The organism is Amycolatopsis sp. NBC_00438 (genome assembly GCF_036026695.1).
Classification (GTDB): Bacteria; Actinomycetota; Actinomycetes; order Mycobacteriales; family Pseudonocardiaceae; genus Amycolatopsis.
The window spans coordinates 1,558,972-1,576,181 of record NZ_CP107923.1; the positions used below are offsets into that span (position 1 = coordinate 1,558,972).

13 protein-coding genes are annotated in these 17,210 nt (G+C 71.5%); 7 read left to right on the forward strand and 6 right to left on the reverse strand.

What is annotated here, in order from left to right; all coding sequences use genetic code 11:
- Window positions 1-55 precede the first annotated feature (55 nt).
- Window positions 56-3,100, reverse strand: coding sequence for an MGH1-like glycoside hydrolase domain-containing protein (locus OG494_RS07475; protein WP_328453274.1), 3,045 nt, complete (start codon window positions 3,098-3,100; stop codon window positions 56-58).
- A 559-nt stretch (window positions 3,101-3,659) separates the two neighbouring features.
- On the opposite strand from OG494_RS07475, the gene OG494_RS07480 reads away from it, so the two are divergent.
- From OG494_RS07480 to OG494_RS07490, 3 genes are all read left to right on the forward strand, one after another.
- Entirely contained in the window at window positions 3,660-4,514 is an 855-nt protein-coding gene (locus tag OG494_RS07480) for a universal stress protein (protein ID WP_442874388.1), read from the forward strand.
- Between the two features lie 600 nt (window positions 4,515-5,114).
- Window positions 5,115-5,804 (forward strand): M15 family metallopeptidase, encoded by a 690-nt coding sequence (locus OG494_RS07485; protein WP_328453278.1) that lies wholly within the window; start codon window positions 5,115-5,117, stop codon window positions 5,802-5,804.
- Between the two features lie 60 nt (window positions 5,805-5,864).
- The gene (locus tag OG494_RS07490) at window positions 5,865-6,299 is read left to right on the forward strand and encodes a hypothetical protein (protein ID WP_328453280.1); all 435 of its coding nucleotides are present in this window, start codon (window positions 5,865-5,867) and stop codon (window positions 6,297-6,299) included.
- 134 nt (window positions 6,300-6,433) lie between these two features.
- On the opposite strand, the gene OG494_RS07495 is transcribed toward OG494_RS07490, so the two are convergent.
- Entirely contained in the window at window positions 6,434-8,374 is a 1,941-nt protein-coding gene (locus OG494_RS07495; protein ID WP_328453282.1) for a LamG-like jellyroll fold domain-containing protein, read from the reverse strand.
- A gap of 225 nt (window positions 8,375-8,599) precedes the next feature.
- Window positions 8,600-9,157 (reverse strand): ester cyclase, encoded by a 558-nt coding sequence (locus OG494_RS07500; RefSeq protein ID WP_328453283.1) that lies wholly within the window; start codon window positions 9,155-9,157, stop codon window positions 8,600-8,602.
- Between the two features lie 108 nt (window positions 9,158-9,265).
- Here OG494_RS07500 and OG494_RS07505 point away from each other — a divergent pair, with 108 nt between their 5' ends.
- Window positions 9,266-9,901, forward strand: coding sequence for a TetR/AcrR family transcriptional regulator (locus OG494_RS07505; protein WP_328453286.1), 636 nt, complete (start codon window positions 9,266-9,268; stop codon window positions 9,899-9,901).
- Window positions 9,902-9,997: 96 nt separating this feature from the next.
- Here the strand turns inward: OG494_RS07505 and OG494_RS07510 are convergent, their stop codons facing one another.
- The 3 genes from OG494_RS07510 to sigK all read right to left on the reverse strand — a co-directional run bounded on the left by OG494_RS07510 (window position 9,998) and on the right by sigK (window position 13,261).
- The gene (locus OG494_RS07510; protein WP_328453288.1) at window positions 9,998-11,803 is read right to left on the reverse strand and encodes a GAF domain-containing SpoIIE family protein phosphatase; all 1,806 of its coding nucleotides are present in this window, start codon (window positions 11,801-11,803) and stop codon (window positions 9,998-10,000) included.
- 133 nt (window positions 11,804-11,936) lie between these two features.
- Window positions 11,937-12,647: an anti-sigma factor gene (locus OG494_RS07515; protein ID WP_328453290.1), complete on the reverse strand. Its 711-nt coding sequence runs from the start codon at window positions 12,645-12,647 to the stop codon at window positions 11,937-11,939.
- Window positions 12,644-13,261, reverse strand: coding sequence for an ECF RNA polymerase sigma factor SigK (gene sigK / locus OG494_RS07520; protein ID WP_328453292.1), 618 nt, complete (start codon window positions 13,259-13,261; stop codon window positions 12,644-12,646). Before sigK ends, OG494_RS07515 begins: the two co-directional genes overlap by 4 nt.
- 199 nt (window positions 13,262-13,460) lie before the next feature.
- On the opposite strand from sigK, the gene OG494_RS07525 reads away from it, so the two are divergent.
- The 3 genes from OG494_RS07525 to OG494_RS07535 all read left to right on the forward strand — a co-directional run bounded on the left by OG494_RS07525 (window position 13,461) and on the right by OG494_RS07535 (window position 17,021).
- Window positions 13,461-15,044 carry a molybdopterin-dependent oxidoreductase gene (locus OG494_RS07525; protein WP_328453294.1) on the forward strand — a complete coding sequence of 528 codons (1,584 nt, stop codon included), beginning with the start codon at window positions 13,461-13,463 and terminating at the stop codon, window positions 15,042-15,044.
- 112 nt (window positions 15,045-15,156) lie between these two features.
- Entirely contained in the window at window positions 15,157-15,834 is a 678-nt protein-coding gene (locus OG494_RS07530) for a fasciclin domain-containing protein (RefSeq protein WP_328453295.1), read from the forward strand.
- Between the two features lie 152 nt (window positions 15,835-15,986).
- Window positions 15,987-17,021, forward strand: a complete 1,035-nt coding sequence (locus tag OG494_RS07535) for a fatty acid desaturase family protein (RefSeq protein ID WP_442874389.1) — start codon at window positions 15,987-15,989, stop codon at window positions 17,019-17,021.
- The last annotated feature ends 189 nt before the right edge of the window (window positions 17,022-17,210 follow it).

The window sequence follows — 17,210 nt, forward strand, 5'->3', positions numbered from 1 at the left end:
GATGCTTGACGCCGCGACCGAGCGCCGTGGCGGACCACCCGTCCGTTGCGGGGTTTCACCTGGACGTCGTAGGCGGCTGGTACCCGCCGGCGACGTCGGCCGCGGTCAGGACCCGGTTCCAGACCACGACATCGTCAACGCTGCCCGGCCACAGGTCACTGTGCTGCCCGCCGGATACGGCGCGGCCGATGGCCAGCGGGCCGGGGGAAGCCTCTCCGGCGGCTTGGCTCCAGGTCTTGGCCTGCGCCACGCCGTCGACGTAGAGCACGTAGGCGCCGGTGTCGGCGTCGTGCACCCCGACCAGCTGGTACCAGCGCCCGGGTTGCGGGGCGAGGTCCGACAGCGCCCGGCCGGCACTGGTCGAGAACGCCAGACGGTCGTCGGCCGCGGAGTACTGGAGGTAGAAGCCGCTGCTGGGGCTGCCGTCCTGGCTGACCGCGGTGGCCCACGAACCCGTGCGGTCCAGCCGGACCCAGGCGCGGACCGAGAAGTTCCCCGTCGTGTCCAGGACGGGCCCGCTCGTTTGCGCGTACTGGCTCGAGCCGTCGAGCCGCAGGGCGGTGCCGGTCACGCCGGGGACCCACCCGGGGGTGCCGGTGAGCCCGGCGTCGTGGGTGCCGGCGCTGTCGTGGGCGACGGTGCCGCTGCCCTCGTCGAGGTTCCACGCGCCGACCGGGTCGTGCCGGCCGGCCGGGTGGGGGATCTGGAGGTTCTGCCGCTGGTGCGTGGTTTCCGGCCGGCCGCCGGGCCCGCGGTAGGACGCGGTCGCGGTCAGCGTCGCGGCACTGCCCGGTTCGGCGTCCGGTGGTGCCGTCAAGGTGAACGTCGACGTCCGGGACCGGCCGGGCGGGATCGTGCCGAGGGGCCGGCCGGTCGGAGTGGCCGACCAGCCGGCCGGCACGGCGAGGCTCACCCGCGGCGAGACGAGCGGGCTCGACGTCGTGTTGCGCACCGAGACGGTCAGCGGCGTGCTCGGGCCGACGATGATGACGCCGTTGGCGTTCGCGGGCCCGACGGTGATCCGCGCGTCCGGGCTGGACGGCGTCCAGGACTGCAGCTCCGTGACGCCGACGAAGGCGCCCGGCGGGTTGGTGAACACCAGCCGGATCTTGCTGGTGGTGAGGGTGGGGAAGGTGACGCGGTTGACGCCGTTGCCCACCGGGCTCGCCTGCTCGCGGACCTGGCCGGGGATCTCCTGCCAGGCCGAGCCGGTCCAGTACTGCAGGCTGTAGGCCGCGGCCGGGCGGACCCCGCCGCCGTCGTCGTAACCGTGCCAGCGGATGTCGCCGACCGGCGTGGGAGCGCCGAAGTCGACGCCGTAGAAGTCGCTGGGGTTCGGCGAGCCGTAGTTGGTCCACCGCGTGTTCTCGGGCACCTCGCTGTAGAAGACCTTGCCGTCGAGGCCGTTCCACGGGTTGTCGTTGGGCCAGGTGTAGGAGGTGATCGGCTGGGGGTAGCCGGTGCGCAGCGGGTTGGCGGCGTCGTCGACCAGGTTGTCGGAGCGGGGGAGGACGGTGTGCCCGACGTCGATCGTGGCGTTGCGCAGGACCGGCGAGCGCTGGACGAGCCGTCCGTCGACGTAGAGGCGCATCCCGGCGCCCTGGCCGTAGTGCTTGCCGTCGCGGTCCCACAGCACGGTGACGTCGTGCCCGTGGTAGGGCACGTTCTCGGCGGCGAAGTGGTCCCATGTGGACGGTGTGAGCGGCTTGACCTCGAGGGTGTCGCCGGCCTGCGGGCGCAGGCCGATCAGCCCGGACAGGACCAGGTCGGTGTAGGTCGAGTGGTTGTAGTCCTCGCTGTGGTTCTGCCCGTCGTAGATCCACGCGTCGCGGTCCGGGTCGTGGGCCTCGGCGACGTAGGGCTTGCCGTTCTTGGTCTGGGTCCGGGCGTAGGTCGCCAGCGCGGCCGCGTAGTCCTCTTTGGACACCTGTCGCTGCGCCGGGTAGTCGTCCAGCAGGTTGGCGAGACCGGTCAGGGTCTGGGAGGTGGCGAAGGGCCAGCTCGGTCCGTCCCAGCGGCAGCAGCCGCCGGCGTCCTTCATGAAGAACGGGCTGCGGCGCTCCGCGGTGGTCGGGCCGAAGGAGCTCGCGAACCCCTGGGGGTCGGACAGCTGGGACCAGGCGGTGGTGTTCGCCGGTCCGGCGGCGCCGAACATCCACGGGAGGTACCCGATCTGCTCGCGGCTGCCAGAGAGCCGGTGGTTCGGGTTGTCGTCGCGGGCCATGGCGTAGTAGAAGCCGCGTTTCGGGTCCCACAGCCATTTCTGCAACGCGGTCTTGAGCTGGGCGGCGCGCTGGGCGTATTCCGCGGCGAGCTTGTGGTCGCCGACGGAGTCCGCGATGCGGCTGATCGCGACGGCGTCGCCGTACTGGTAGGAGTTGAGCGTCGGGCGGTAGCCGGCGCCGCCGTGGTACGGGTTCGCGGATTCGTAGGAGGAGGCGGAGAACTCCATGGCGTCCCAGACCGGCACCGACCAGTAGAGGCCGAGGCCGGCGTCGAACTGCTTGTCCCAGCCGCGGTACTGGCGCACCAGCGCCGGGAGGAGCTCGCGCAACGGCGCGAAGTCCCCGGTCACCTGGGCCTGGCCGTAGGCGGAGGAGGCCAGCCACACGCTGTACTCGTGCGCCCAGTCGGTGGTGTCGGGGTTGACGTCTTCGGTGGCGGGCTTGGCCCCGGCGCCGGGACCGGTGAGCCAGAACTTGAGGTAGTCCTGGCCGTAGCCCGGGTCGCGTAGCCAGCGTCCTTCGGTCAGCTGGTGCCCGGCGGCGGCGTTGATCGCCTGGTAGGGCGCCGCGTAGCCGCAGCAGTCGAGGAACTCCGTGGAGATCCAGCCGTCGGTGGGGTTGGTGTAGCGCAGGTGCTCTTTGTAGACGCGCCAGCGGTAGTAGTAGACGCTCTGCATGGTGGCGTCGGGCAGGTCCACGAACGGGATGTTCGCCTCGTACCAGGCGGGATCGGAGTACCCGGCGAGGGCGGCGGCGCGGTCGAGGAAGTGCGTCCCCGAGCCGGGTGCCGGAGGGGCCGGGGTGTCCCCGGCCGCACTCGCGACGCCGGTGAGAGCGAGCTGCGCGACGAGACCCAGCGTGGCCACCCAGGTCATCGCCGACCGGTTGCGTCTCCAGGACAGCCGCCCGCGCATCGGACCTCCCATGAGGGTTTACAACGTTGTAAAACACAGCTTCGACCACTATCGCCCAAGAGCGCGCAAAAGGGAACACCTCCTCCGCACGGCAGAGAAGGCCCGGCAGCACTGGCGATGCTGTTGGCGAGCGCCGGTGAGCGGTCTGCCACGGCTGGTCGTGAGTGGTTAGGGCGGTTCTAACCGCCCTAACCACTCACGAGGGCCGCGGCGGACCGGGGAGGCCGGGCGGACCGGGGAGGCCGGGCGGACCGGGGAGGCCGGGCGGACCGGGGAGGCCGGGCGGACCGGGGAGGCCGGGCGGACCGGGGAGGCCGGGGAGGCCGGGGAGGCCGGGGAGGCCGGGGAGGCCGCCGGCGGCGCCGGGACGTCACCCCACCGGGGGCGTCGTCCCCGAGCCGGCGGCCGCGTTCGGTGCTTTACTCGGCTCGGACGTCCGTCCCGGACACGGAAGGCGGGGACCCCGATGGCGAGCTCGGCGACAGATCTGGTGGTCGGAGTCGACGGATCGAAGCCGGCCTTGACAGCGGTCCGCTGGGCGGCGCGCACCGCCGCGGCGCGTCGTCGCGGGCTCAGGCTCGTGCACGCCACCGAAGAACTGCCGGTGGCCTATCCGCACGCCGGGGGGACCTTCGAAGAACTCTACGAACTGGCCGGCGCGCGGGGGCAGCGTCTGCTCGAAGGGGCCCGGGCCGCCGTGGCCGAGGTCGCGCCGGACCTGACCCCCGAAATCGTGCTCCGCCCGGAACAGCCCGCGGAAGGACTGATCGCCGAGTCGGCCTCCGCGGCGATGATCGTGCTCGGCACCCCGGGGCTCTCGACGGCCGCGCGGGTGCTGCTCGGCTCGGCGTCCCTGGCGCTGGCCGCGCACGCGGAGTGCCCGGTCGCGTTGATCCGCCCCCACGTCGCCGAAGACGAAGCGCCCACCGAAGGCCCGGTGGTCGTCGGCGTCGACGGCACCCCGGCGAGCGAAGACGCCATCGCGGTGGCGTTCGACGAAGCGTCCTGGCGCGGCGCCCCGCTCGTGGCGGTCCACGCCTGGCACGACACGTTCCTGGCCGGCGTCTTCGAAGAAGGCCGCCGGACGATGGACGGCGCCGCGATCGAGCAGTCGGCGAACGAGCTGCTCGACGAGCGGCTGGCGGGCTGGCAGGAGCGCTATCCGGACGTCCGGGTCGAGCGGTCGGTCCGGCGAGGACGCCCGGCGCAGGCCTTGCTCGACCTGGCCGACCGGGCGCAGCTGCTCGTGGTGGGCAGCCGCGGCCGGAGCGGCTTGGCCGCGCTGGCGCTGGGCTCGACGAGCCAGGCGATGATGTCCTACGCGCTCTGCCCGGTGGTGGTCGTCCGCGCCGGCACCCGGTCGACGGCGGAATGACCGGCCGGACCTGAGAGGGTTCGCCGCGATCGCTCCGGCCCGCCACCCCGGGCGGCGGCGAGGACACGCGCACACTTGCTGACCGGTGCGGTGACGCGGATGCCTGCCGCGGCGGCTTCGACCGCGATGCCGGCGCGTTCGCTTCTTGCCCGGCCTGTGGCTCGCACGGTGCGCAGCCCGGCGTCGGACCCGTATTCGCTGGCCCGCGGCCTGCGTCGCCGAGGTTGCGCGCTCGGGCGATGCACCGGACGTTTCGGCCGGGCATGAAACCTCCTCGGCCTGGTTGACGCCGTTCTCGCGTCGCTGGCACATTTCGCCTCATCGAGAGTGCGTTCACCGGCTGGGGATGACGGGGTGATCGTTCCGGCACGCTCGGTTCCGGGGGAAGCGCTTACTGGGGGAAGGCGGACGTCCGCATGGTGCACAAGCCGACGCGGCGACGCGCCATCCGGTAGGCGCCGGACTGTCCATTTCGGACGTGGATGTCATCGAAGCACGCGCACGGCCACCGTCGTGGTGCCGGGAAGTTCCTCGGCGAAGCACGACGCCATTCGGCCGTGGCGTTCCTTTCTGTCGAACAAATCAATCGGAGACGTAGTCGTGAAACTGAGAACCAGGGTATTCGCTGTCCTTACGCTCGCGGTGTCGGTGGTCTTGGCCGGTGTGACGCCGGCGCCGGCGGCCACGGTCGAGACTGTGGAAGTCGCCGCGCCGGCGGCGAGTGGTCTTCCGCCTTATGTCGCGTTGATCAGGCCGGTGTCGGCGGAGCGGCTGGGGTCGAGCTGGCACGAGGGTTGTCCGGTCGGGCCTGATCAGTTGCGGTTGGTGAGTGTGAACTTCGTCGGTTTCGACGGGGCGGTGCACCGGGGTGAGCTGGTGGTCAACGCCGATCGGGCGGTGGAGGTGGCGTACACCTTCGCTGATCTGTATCGGGGTCGGTTCCCGATCGAGCGGATGGAGACGGTGGAGAAGTACGGCTCGGACGATGACGCGTCGATGGCGGCGAACAACACCTCGGCGTTCAACTGCCGGGCGATCACGGGTGGTACGGCGTGGTCGAATCATTCGTATGGTCGGGCGATCGATGTGAACACGGTGCAGAATCCGTACATCTCCGGTAGTGGTGCGGTGTATCCGCCCAACGGGGCGCCGTATGTGGATCGCACGCTCGCTGTGCCGGGGATGATCCACGCGGGTGACGCCACGGAGCGGGCGTTCACTTCTCGTGGTTGGACGTGGGGTGGTTCCTGGGACACCCCGATCGATTACCAGCACTTCGAGAAGCCCTGACGCCGTAAGGAAAACGGCTCGCCGGGCTTCCCGTGCGAGCGTGAGAAGGGGAGCAACACCATGCGTACCAAGATCGCGGCCTTGGCCGCCACCACGGTTTTCGTCGCCGGCGGGACACTCGTGACCGCGACGTCGGCGTGGGCGAGCGTGGACCCGCCCTCCGGTGGCTGGGACCACACGTGGACCACCACGGACGGCAACAACGGCGGCACGGTCTACATCGCCGAGAACGGCGACCGCGTTTCGCTCTGCGACACGGCGGCCGACGGATACTCTCCCCGGGTCCAGATCGCCAACGAGGAGGGTTCCGTTCCGGGTGCCTACGACATCCGCTACACCCTCACCGCTTCCGGCGGACTCGGATCCTGCGTCTCGGCCGGCGCTTCCCAGGGTGGCGTGTACAACCTCCCGGAAAGCACGAGCATCGGCGTCACGATCTGGCTGGGGCCGGACTACAAGTACTCGAGCATCCACTACTACCTCAACGACCACTAACGGCACTGCCGAAGCCGGACTCGCTTAGGGGTCCGGTTCGGACGGCCCGGCCGGATGAAGTGCCGGCCGGGCCGCCACCGGGGTGCCGGCCGAGCCGGCGGCGGGCGACCACCGGGTCGCCCGCCGCCGGTGGTTCAGTGGGTCAGGAACTCGTCCGATCGCAGCGCGCGGCCGACGATCCGGACGTCGCCGATCCAGCCGTGGAACACGTTGTCGAGCGCGCCGCCGTACTCGTGGCCGCCGAGGAGCCACGTGAGACCGAGGGAGGCGATGCCGACGGAGTCGGTGGACGGGTTGTCGGCCACCGGGGAACTTTCGACGTAGACCGTGGTGTGGTGCCCGTCGTTGACGACCGCGATGTGCCACCACTGGTCTTCGGCCAGGCCGTGGCTCCAGTTGGTGGTCGGGTAGGTCTGGCTGAGCGGGTAGCAGTTGAACTGCACCTCACGACCGTTGTTCGTGGTCATGAGCTGGGCCACCGGCTCCTTCGGGTCGGTGTTCTTGCCGTGCTTGCCCGCGTCGCCGGACGCGCCGCGGCGGACCAGGACGGGCATGTTGCCGTTGGCGCCGCCGTCCCAGTCGCGCGGGATCTTCACGAACGTCTCGATCGTGTAGCCGCGCTGGAACGTCTCGGTGTTCAGCGGCGCGCCCGCGCCCGTGGTCAGGTACGCGCCGTGCAGCGGGCTCCGGCCGCCGGCGAAGCGGAGGCTGGCGTGGCCCGGCTGGTCGGGGTGGTGGTCGTCGGTCCAGATCAGGGCGTCGGGGGCGGTTCCGGCGACCGACTGCAGCGTGAGGTCGTTGCCGTGGCCCGAAAGGTCGCGCACCTTCTGGCCGGCCGTGACCGGGGTGCCGTTCGCGCCCACGTTGTCGAAGCGCCAGTACGCGAGCGTGCCCGGCACGAGCACCTTGCCGGCCGGCCGCGCCGGGCGGACCGGCACCGGGATGAAGCCGGCGAAGCGCTGCTCGAAGTCGAACGGCGTCGAGAAGCGGTCGACGGACGTGGTGAGCCGCGACTCCAGCACCTCCATGCGGTTGCGCTTCGCGGGGTCCTTTTCGAGGATCCACGGCGAGACCGTCTCGACGTCGATCGTGTTGCGCTCGAGGTCGAAGTGGTACAGGCGCAGCATGCCGCCGCCGCTCATGTACCGGTTCTGGTAGTTCGTGATGTGCAGGTGCACGTCGTGGCCGGCGGCGTTCTTCTTCGTCATGCGGCCCGAAGGCCAGTAGTGGCCGTTGAGCGTGAGGAAGATCTGGTCGTTGTCCTTGATCAACGCGTCCCACACGGTCTGCCCGTAGCCGGTGATCTCGGCGTTGTTCTCGGCGTCGCCCGACTCGTACGGGTAGACCTCGTCGCCGTAGGTCGGCGCGACGATCTCGTGGCAGGTGAGGATCACCGGCAGCCGCGGGTTCTTCCGGATCACGTCGTTGGCCCAGGCGAAGCCGGCGGCCGACGTGCGCCAGTCCATGGCCAGCAGCAGCCACTCGCGCCCGGCGGCGCGGAAGACGTGCGCGGTGTTGTAACCGCTCGGGTCGGAGCCGAGGAACGACTTCTGCCGGCGGAACCGTTGCGGGCCCATCGTCTGCAGGTACGGCGTGGTGCCGCGGGTGTCGTCCCCGGACACGTCGTGGTTGCCGGCGAGCACGCTGTAGGCGACGCCGGCCGAGTCGGCGAGCTTGAACGTCTTGTCCACGGCCTGGAACGACGTGACGTCGGCGTCCTGCGTCAGGTCGCCGAGGTGGGCGAGGAAGACGATGTTGCGGTCCGGGTCGCCGCTGTTGCGGATCACGTACCGCAGCGACGCTTCCTGCGGCTCCGGGTTGATGCTGTTCTGGCTGCCCCAGTAGAGGTACTGGGTGTCCGGCATCACCGCGACGGTGAACTGGCGGCTCTCGCCGTCCGGGTGCCACCTGCCGCCACCTCGGGTGACGCTGTCCGCGCTGTCGGCATTGCCGTTCGCAATGTCGGCTTCGGCCGGTGCGACGCCGAGCGCGCCCAGCGCCGTCGCGCCGACGCCGGCCAGCCCCGCGTTGCGCAGGAAGGACCGTCGGTTCGGGCCCGGCTGGTTTTCGCGCATGATCTGCCTCATTCGGTTTTCCAGGGAGAATCTCCTCAGCGCCCCGGACGCTATTCCCACCTGCTTGAGCCGACGCGAACAGCAGATGGCCTGTTCACGTCGGTTCCCTTACGTCGCGCGCCATCGAGGCAGGGCAGGGCGCGAGGGGACAACGGCGCCTTTCGGTCATGACAATTCCTGTCCGGTTCGGAATTCGCGTGGCTTTGCCGCGAATCGCGTCCGCGGTCAGGCGAGTCGTGCGGCTTCCTCCGCGGCTCGGGTCACCGACTCCGCCGCGCGGCGGAGTGAACCGGTCAGCGTTCCGCGCGCCATCGCCAGGAGTACCGCCGGCTTCGGCGGGAAGGCGCCGAGCTGGCCGAGCATCGTCAGGTCGTCCCGCACCGCCTCGTGGGTCGTGACGCCGTCCGGGCCGACGCGCAGCACGTGGATCTGTTCGAAGTCCACGGCCCGGCCGGTGGCCGGCAGGATCTTGTCGGGTCTGCCGTCCCGGAACCGGACGAACGGCCGGTTCTGCACCCCCTGCATCCGCAGCCGGACCCAGGCGACGCCGGCGTCGAAACCGGCGTCGGTCACCGGGAAGCGCAGGTCGTCGAAGGCGGCGCGCATCCAGGCGCCCGAGGCGAGCAGCGCGCCCGGCCCGGGGACCGAGCAGGCGGGCGGGGCGACCGCGGCCTCCCGGTTGACGAACGTCGGTGCGGCCACGGACCGCGCGAGGCCGGCGTCGCCGGTCACCAGGACCTGGAAGACGTCGATCGCGGACCGCAGCTCGGTGCTGGTGTTCACGGGGTTCCCTCCTCGGACCGGACCACGGTGGATCCGGTGTATCTCCATATAATGATAGTAACGCATTACTGTCAATGGGACGTGTGACGGTGAAGTACGCTGAGCGGCGTGACGCGCCCCTACAAGTCCGCCAGGCGGACGTCCGCGGCGGCGGAAACCCGCCGTGCCGTGCTCGCGGCGGCGCTCGCCCTGTTCGAAGAGCGGGGTTACGTCGGGGCGACGCTGGCGGAGATCGCCACGCGCGCGGAGGTGGCGGTCAATACCGTCTACACGAGCGTCGGTGGGAAGCCGCAACTGCTGATCGAGCTGATCGGCGAAGCGGCGAACAACGACCAGATCGACGCGTCGCTGCGGAGGCTGAACTCCGCCCGGTCCGGCCGGGACGTCGTCGCCGAAGTCGCCGAAGGCACCGCGGCGGTGTTCCGGGACCGCGCCTGGCTGCTCGGCGCGCTGTACGACAACGCGGGCACCGAACCGCTTCTCACGGAGGCGGTCGAAAGCGCGGAGGCCGCGTACGCCGCCCGGCTCGCCGAAGCCGCGGCCCGCGTGGCGGCCCTGGGTGAGCTCCGCGACGGGATCGACATCGCGACCGCGTCGGACATCCTCTGGTTCTACTTCGGTTTCCGCCCGTGGCGGGACCTCCGCGCGCGCGGCTGGTCCTGGGAACGAGCGGGCGCCTGGCTGGGCGCGCAGGCCGGTCACGCGCTCCTCGCCGAGCCGCCGGGCGACGCCGCCGTGCTGTGACGGCCATCAGGTGGCTGCTGTGTCCACACCGGACGCTTCGGCCGGAGCCGGTTCGGCAGGCGGGATCTGCCGCTGCGTCGCCGGCCGCCGGCGACCTCAGGTGCCGATGGCCAGCAGGACCACGTCGTCTTCGTGCCCGCCGGGCTCCAGCAGGTGCGCGAGCACGGCGTCGGCCACTACCTCCGGGGGCTGCCCGGCGAGCCGGGCGAGCAGCGTGCGGAGGCGGTCGATGGCCTTGTCGAGGTCTTCGCCGCGTCGTTCGACGAGCCCGTCGGTGTAGAGGAACACCAGGTCACCCGGGTCGAGGGTCCTCCGCTGGTCCGTGCGGTGCCGGGTCCGGAAGCCGAAGTGGCTGAAGAGGACGTCGTGCTCGGTCAGCAGCTCCGTGCGGCCGTCGGCGTGGACCAGGACCGGGGGCGGGTGCCCGGCGTTGGTGCTCGTCAGCTCCCAGCGGCCGGTGCCGCCGGTGTGCGGGCTCAGGTGCGCGTGCAGGAGGGTGCCGCTCGCGGGGATGGCCAGCCCGGTCAGGGCGGTCTCGAGGGCTTCGACGGTCGCGGCGGGCCCGGCGTCGGGCAGGTTCCACGCGGTTTGCCGCATCATGCTGCGGACCTGCCCCATCAGGGTGGAGGCGTGGACGTCGTGGCCGGTGATGTCGCCGACCGTCACGGCCAGGGCGGCCGCGCCGGGGAGCGGGACGGCGTCGTACCAGTCGCCGCCGACGGCTTCGTCGGCCTCCGACGGCCGGTACCGGGCCGCCAGCCGCAGGCCGGGCACCGACGGCAGGTCCGTGAGCATGGCTTCCTGCAGCTCGCGGGCCACGCTGATCCGCCGCTCGAGCTGGCGGACGCGTTCGAGGGCCTGGGCGGTGTAGGTCGCCAGGGTGGTGATCACGGCGCGTTCGGCGCTGTCGAGCGTGTGCGGCTGGTCCCAGCCGAGGGTGAGGACGCCGAGGACGTCGCGGCTGCCGACGAGCGGCGCGCAGGCCGTCGCGTGCAGGCCCAGGTCGCGGTAGAGGCGGCCGACGGCGTCGGGGAACTCCGCGTCGATCGCGGCCGGGTCCTCGTAGCACAGCAGCCGCCGTTCGCGGAACGCCTTGGCCGTGGCCAGGGGCGCGTCGGCCGGGAAGACGCCGAACTCGGTGGTGTCGGCGGTGGCGGGCCGGCCGGGCTCGGGCACCCGGCGCAGCATCCCGCCCGGCTCGGCGACGACCAGGCCGATGTAGGTCGGCCGGTGCTCGGCGGAGACGAACCAGCTGATCTCGTGCCGGATCTGCTCCAGCGTCCGGCTCCCGGCCAGCGCCTGGGCGGCGCTGAGCAGGATCTCGTTGCGGGCGTGCGCGCGGTCGAGCTGGGTGGCCAGCTCGTCCCGGCGGTCGCGGTCGCGCTTGCCCTGGCGGGTGGCCAGGCGCAGGCGGATCTCGGTGGCGCACATCGTGGCCAGGTCCGTCAGCGTGGCGACTTCGTCGTCGGTCCAGGTCCGCGGCCGGGTGTCGATCGCGCACAGCGAGCCGAGCACGCGGCCTTCGGAGTCGGTCAGCGGGATGCCCGCGTAGGCGACGACACCGAGGTCGGGGATGGCCAGGTTGTCGCTGGTCAGGGCCACCGTGCGGGCGTCGGTGAGGACGAGTGGTTCCCCGGTGATGACGACGTGCTGGCAGAACGAATGGCTGAGCGGCGTCTGGCGGGCGGTGGCCCACGGCTCGGGGAGCCCCTGCATGCCGGGGAAGACCTGGCGGTCCGGTTCGACCAGGGACACCAGCGCCACCGGGACCTGCAGCTGGACCCGGACCATGGCGGCGAACCGGTCCATCGCGCTGTCCGCGCGGGCCGAGAGCCCGCTGTCGTGCAACGCGCCCGTCCGCCCGGGGTCGCAGAGGACCAGGTCGGGTCTGCCGTCCGGCACCGGGCTCGCCTCCCCGTCTCCGGGCGGTCCGGAGCACCAGGACAGCGTAAGTGGTGGGCCCGGGCGGACCGGGCGAGCGGGGCACCGGATCGCGGTACCCCGCTCCGCCGCGTCATGGTGGCGACGGGTCCGGTCAGGCCAGCGGAAGCCGCGCCGCGGCGGCGGTGGTCGGCTGCGGCGAGCCCGCCGAGGGTTCCGTGGTGACGGCGATCCGGTCGGTGTCGCCCGGCAGGACCGCGCCGAGCGTCCCGTCGCCCGCCGGCAGCAGCCCGGCGGACTGCGGCCCCCGGGGGCCGATCAGCCAGACCTGGTAGGCGTGCGCGGCGTCGAGCGCGGGCAGCCCCGAGGCGGCCACGACGACCCGGCCGAGCGACCGCGAGAGGGTCGCGGTGGCCGCGCCGCCGCCGGTGCCGCCGGCCCGGACGGTGACCGCGTCCGACGCGTTCTGGACCTGGGTGGAGCCGGCGACCGGAACCGGGGTGGTGCCGGACTGCGACCGGCCGATGCCGACGCCGCCGGCCAGGATCGCGGCGGCGGCCGCGATCGACGCGGTGACGATCGCGGCGCGCCTGCGCCACGAGTGCCGGGTGGCCGGGGCCCGGCCCACCTGGGGCGGGACCTGCCGGGTTCCGGCGACCGCGGTGAGCACCCGGCTGCGCAGGCCGTTGCCGGGCACGGCGTTCATCGCGGCGCCGAGGCGGGCGGCGGTCTCCCGGAACTCGCGGACCTCCGCGGCGCAGGTCGGGCACTCGGCCAGGTGACGGTCGAACGCGGCGCGTTCGAGGTCGGTGACGGCGTCGAGGACGTACGCACCGGTGAGGGTGTGGACTTCGGCGGTGGTCATCGGGTCGCTCCCAACGCGTCCCGCAGGCGGATCATGCCGTCGCGCATGCGGGTTTTGACGGTGCCGATGGCGACGCCGAGCTTTTCGGCGACCTCGCGGCAGGTGAGTCCGTGGAAATAGGCGAGCAGGATCGATTCCCGCTGCAGGTCGGTGAGCACGGCCAGCGCCTGCCGGACCAGGTCACGGTCCACAGTGGACATCGTCGCCTCGGCGACGTCGTCGTACGGGCGGCGCGTGTCGAGCAGGTCGGAACGTTCCTGCCGGTCGCGGGCGGACTGCTCGGAGCGGACCCGGTCGATCGCCCGGCGGTGCGCGATCGTCAGCGCCCAGGTGCTGACCTTCGCCCGCGTGGGGTCGAACTGGGCGGCCTTGCGCCAGATCTCGAGCAGCACCTCCTGGGTGACCTCTTCGGAGTGCGCGCGGCCGCGCAGGACCTGCAGCACGGTGCCGAAGACCGGGCCGACGAGCTGGTCGTAGAGCAGGGCGAAAGCCCGCTCGTCGCCCAGCGCGGCTCGCCGGAGGAGTTCTTCGGGCGTGGCGGGCACGTCGTCCGGGTGGGTCCCGGGAGGACGGCGGAGGAGGGTTGCGGTGGTGGCGCGTGCGGCGGCGGCCATGAAGATCCTTCCCGGCCGGAGCCGAGCCTGTGACGCAGCGGGTCGCTGCGAGCGGCCTGTCCCAAGATGTTCGAGATCGGTCCCGGTGCGTATTGGTCGCCGGTTCCTCCGAGCCGCCGGCGCACCCCGTCCGGGTGATTGCGGTGTCGGGAAGGTCACGGGACCAATACGCCGGGCCGAGCAGACCCGAACGTCGGGTATGACCGCAACGGAACTGGCTCGCCCCGAGACACCCGCGCCATCGGGCAAGACGCGGCTGCGGTTCTTCGCGGCCGCCTTCACCGGAGTACTGGCCCTGGCCGCGGCGCTGGCCGTCGGGCACCTTGTGGCCGGGTTCATCAGCATCAACGCGTCGCCGTACCTGGCGGTGGGCAACGGCGCGATCGACCTCACCCCGGTCGAGCTGAAGGACTTCGCCGTCCGCACGTTCGGCACCTACGACAAGCTCGTCCTGCTGGGCAGCATGGCCGTGGTGATGGTGCTGGTCGCCGCGCTCGCGGGTGTCCTTTCGCGACGGTCGCCGGTGCCGGGCACCGCGCTCATCGCCGTGTTCGGCCTGGTCGGCGCGTTCGCCGTGTACCAGCGGCCGGACCTGACGATCGTCGCGCTGCTGGCCCCGATCGCCAGCCTGCTCGTCGGTGTCGCGGTGTTCCTTCTCCTGCACCGGATCGCCCCCCGCGTGTGGCGTGACCCGGAGTCGGACGAGAAGACCGGCACCTCGCGGCGGCGGTTCCTGATCGGCGGCGCGGGCGTCGTCGTGGGCGCCGGCGCGGCCGGCCTCGGCGGGCAGCTGATCAGCTCGTCCCGCGACGCCACGGCGTCGCGGGAAGCGGTCGGCAAGCTCGTCCCGGCGCGGACGGCGCCGATGATCCCGGCCGACGCCGACTTCGCCAAGCTCGGCACGCCGCCGTTCCTGACGCCCAACGACAAGTTCTACCGCGTGGACACGGCCTTGTCGGTGCCGCAGGTGCGGACCGAGGACTGGAGCCTGCGGCTGCACGGCATGGTCGACCGCGAAATCCGCTTCAGCTACAACGACATCCGCAACCGGCCGCTGGTCGAGCGCACCGTCACCATGACGTGCGTGTCCAACGAGGTCGGCGGGGACTACGTGTCGACGTCGAACTTCATCGGCGTCGACCTGGCGGACCTGTTGCAGGAGGCCGGCGTGCAGCCCGGCGCCGAGCAGTTGTTCTGCACCAGCGTCGACGGCTGGACCTCGGGCACGCCCGTCGTGGCGGCGCAGGACCGCGGCCGCGGCGCGATGCTCGCGATCGGGATGAACGGCGAACCGCTGCCGCTGGAGCACGGGTTCCCGGCGCGGCTCGTGACACCCGGTCTTTTCGGTTATGTGTCGGCGACAAAATGGGTCGTGGACATCGAAGTCACGACCTGGGCCGCGCGTCAGGCCTACTGGCTGAAGCGGGGTTGGAGCCAGGAGGCGCCGATCAAGACGGAGTCGCGGTTCGACTCGCACCGCGGGTTCGCGAGCGTCCCGACGGGGAAGGTGCGCGTCGCCGGGGTCGCCTGGGCGCAGCACACCGGGATCGAGAAGGTCGAGGTGCGCGTGGACCAGGGTCCGTGGCAGGAAACCACGCTGTCGCAGGAAGTCAACCTCAACACCTGGCGGATGTGGTGGACCGAGGTCGACCTGCCCACCGGGGTGCACCAGGTGTTCTGCCGCGCCACCGACAAGTCCGGCTACACCCAGACCGACATGCGCGCGGGCACCGTTCCCAACGGCGCGACCGGCTGGCACAACGTCACGTTCACGGCCGCCTGAGAAAAACTTTCCCCGCGACCAATCCGGTTCCCCGGGGGTTCCGAATTACCGGCAACACCACGGAAACCGCTGAATTTCCGTATCACCCGCGCAATCCTCTGGAGTGAATTTCATGAGCAAGCTTCGTATTGCCGGTATCGGCCTCACTGCGGCCGCCGCGCTCGCCCTGACCGCGTGCAGCGGCAGCGACACCGCGTCCTCGGGCAGCTCCAGCGCCCCGGCCCCGGCCCCGTCCTCTTCGATGGCCGCGCCGTCCTCCAGCGCCGACTCGGGCGCCTCGAACGGCATGACCACCAACGCCGACGTCTTCGGCCCCGCCTGCAGCCAGCTGCCGCAGGGTTCGGCGCCGGGCTCGCTGGACTCGATGGGCCCGCAGCCCGTCGCCTCCGCCGCCTCGACCAACCCGCTGCTCACCAAGCTCGTCGCCGCGGTCAAGGCCACCAACCTGGTCGACACCCTCAACAGCGCCCCGGCCATCACCGTGTTCGCCCCGGCCGACCCGGCCTTCGCCGCCCTGGGTGACGCCAAGTTCAACGAACTCGCCGGCAAGCCGGCCGAGCTGTCGCCGATCCTGCAGTACCACGTCGTCGGCAAGCGTTACGACGCCAAGGGCCTCGCCTCGGCCGGCACCCTCGACTCGCTCAACACCGCCGGTGGGCCGCTGAAGATCGAAGGCACCGGGGACAACATGACCGTCAACGGCGCGAAGATCCTCTGCGGCAACATCCCCACCAAGAACGCCACCGTCTTCGTCATCGACAAGGTGCTGACCCCGGGCACCAACAAGTAAGTCCTGACAGCTGCCCACGGTGGTCTCCGATCGAGGCCACCGTGGGCAGATCCATGTCCGGACTTCGTTTGGCCGGCCGCCGTTGCGGGAACCCGGAGCCGGAACGAGTTGCCCCGGACCTCGGCGACGTGAGGTTCTGTGGAAGGAAGATCATGCCTGCGCTCCCAGGGGCAACACCAGCGAGTACCGCGTCCGGTACCTATCCCGAGCTGTCCCGGGTTCTTCGGGACTCCGGCCTGATGGACCGGCGTCACGGCTACTACTTCGCCAAGATCGGCCTCACCGTGGCGGTCTTCGCCGCCGGGTGCGCCGGGTTCGTGCTGCTCGGCGATTCGTGGTGGCAGCTGGGCAGCGCGGTGTTCTTCGCCGTGATGTACGCCCAGCTGGCGTTCCTCGGGCACGACGCCGGGCACCGGCAGATCTTCCGGAGCCGCCGGGCCAACGACCGGGTCGGCTACGCCCTCGGCGGCATCGTCGGGATGAGCTACGGCTGGTGGATGGGCAACCACACCCGCCACCACGCCAACCCCAACCACGAAGACGACGACCCCGATCTCGACATCCCGCTGCTCGCCTTCACCCGCGGCCAGACCGACGGCCGCCGCGGGCTCTTCCGCTGGACCGCCCGCCACCAGGCGGCGCTGTTCTTCCCGCTGCTGCTGCTGGAAGGGCTGAGCCTGCACCGGTCCGCGATCACCGCGGTGTGGCGGGACGAGGTCGAGTTCCGCACGCACGAAGCCGTCATGCTGGTCGCGCACCTCGCGGTCTACCTCACCGCGGTGTTCGTCGTGCTCTCCCCGCCGGTGGCGCTCGCCTTCATCGCCGTGCACCAGGGCCTGTGGGGCGTGTACATGGGGTGCTCGTTCGCGCCGGGCCACAAGGGAATGCCCACCTACGTCGACGAGACGAAGCTCGACTTCCTGCGCAAGCAGGTGCTCACCAGCCGCAACGTCCGCGGCGGCCCGTGGGTCGACTTCGCGCTCGGCGGGCTCAACTACCAGATCGAGCACCACCTGTTCCCGAGCATTCCCCGGCCCAACCTGCGCCGCGCGCAGCCCCTGGTCCGGGCGTTCTGCGCCGAGAACGGGATCGACTACGCCCAATGCGGGCTGCTGCGGTCGTACCGCTACGTCCTGGCGCACCTGCACGACGTCTCCGCACCTCTGCGGGTCCAGGCCGGTCGTTGACGGGCGGCCGCGGCGGCGACAAGCCGACTTCTCCGGCGAGCAGCCGGGAATTGAGACGTCCATCCTGTTGCGGGATGCGGCAATTCATGGCTCGCGGGGGTGGAGCCGACCCCCTTTCGGCGCTGTGACCTGCGGCGGGCCGTCTTCGACGGCGGAACGAACGCAGCCCGACCGGCTTCGCTGTTGTGC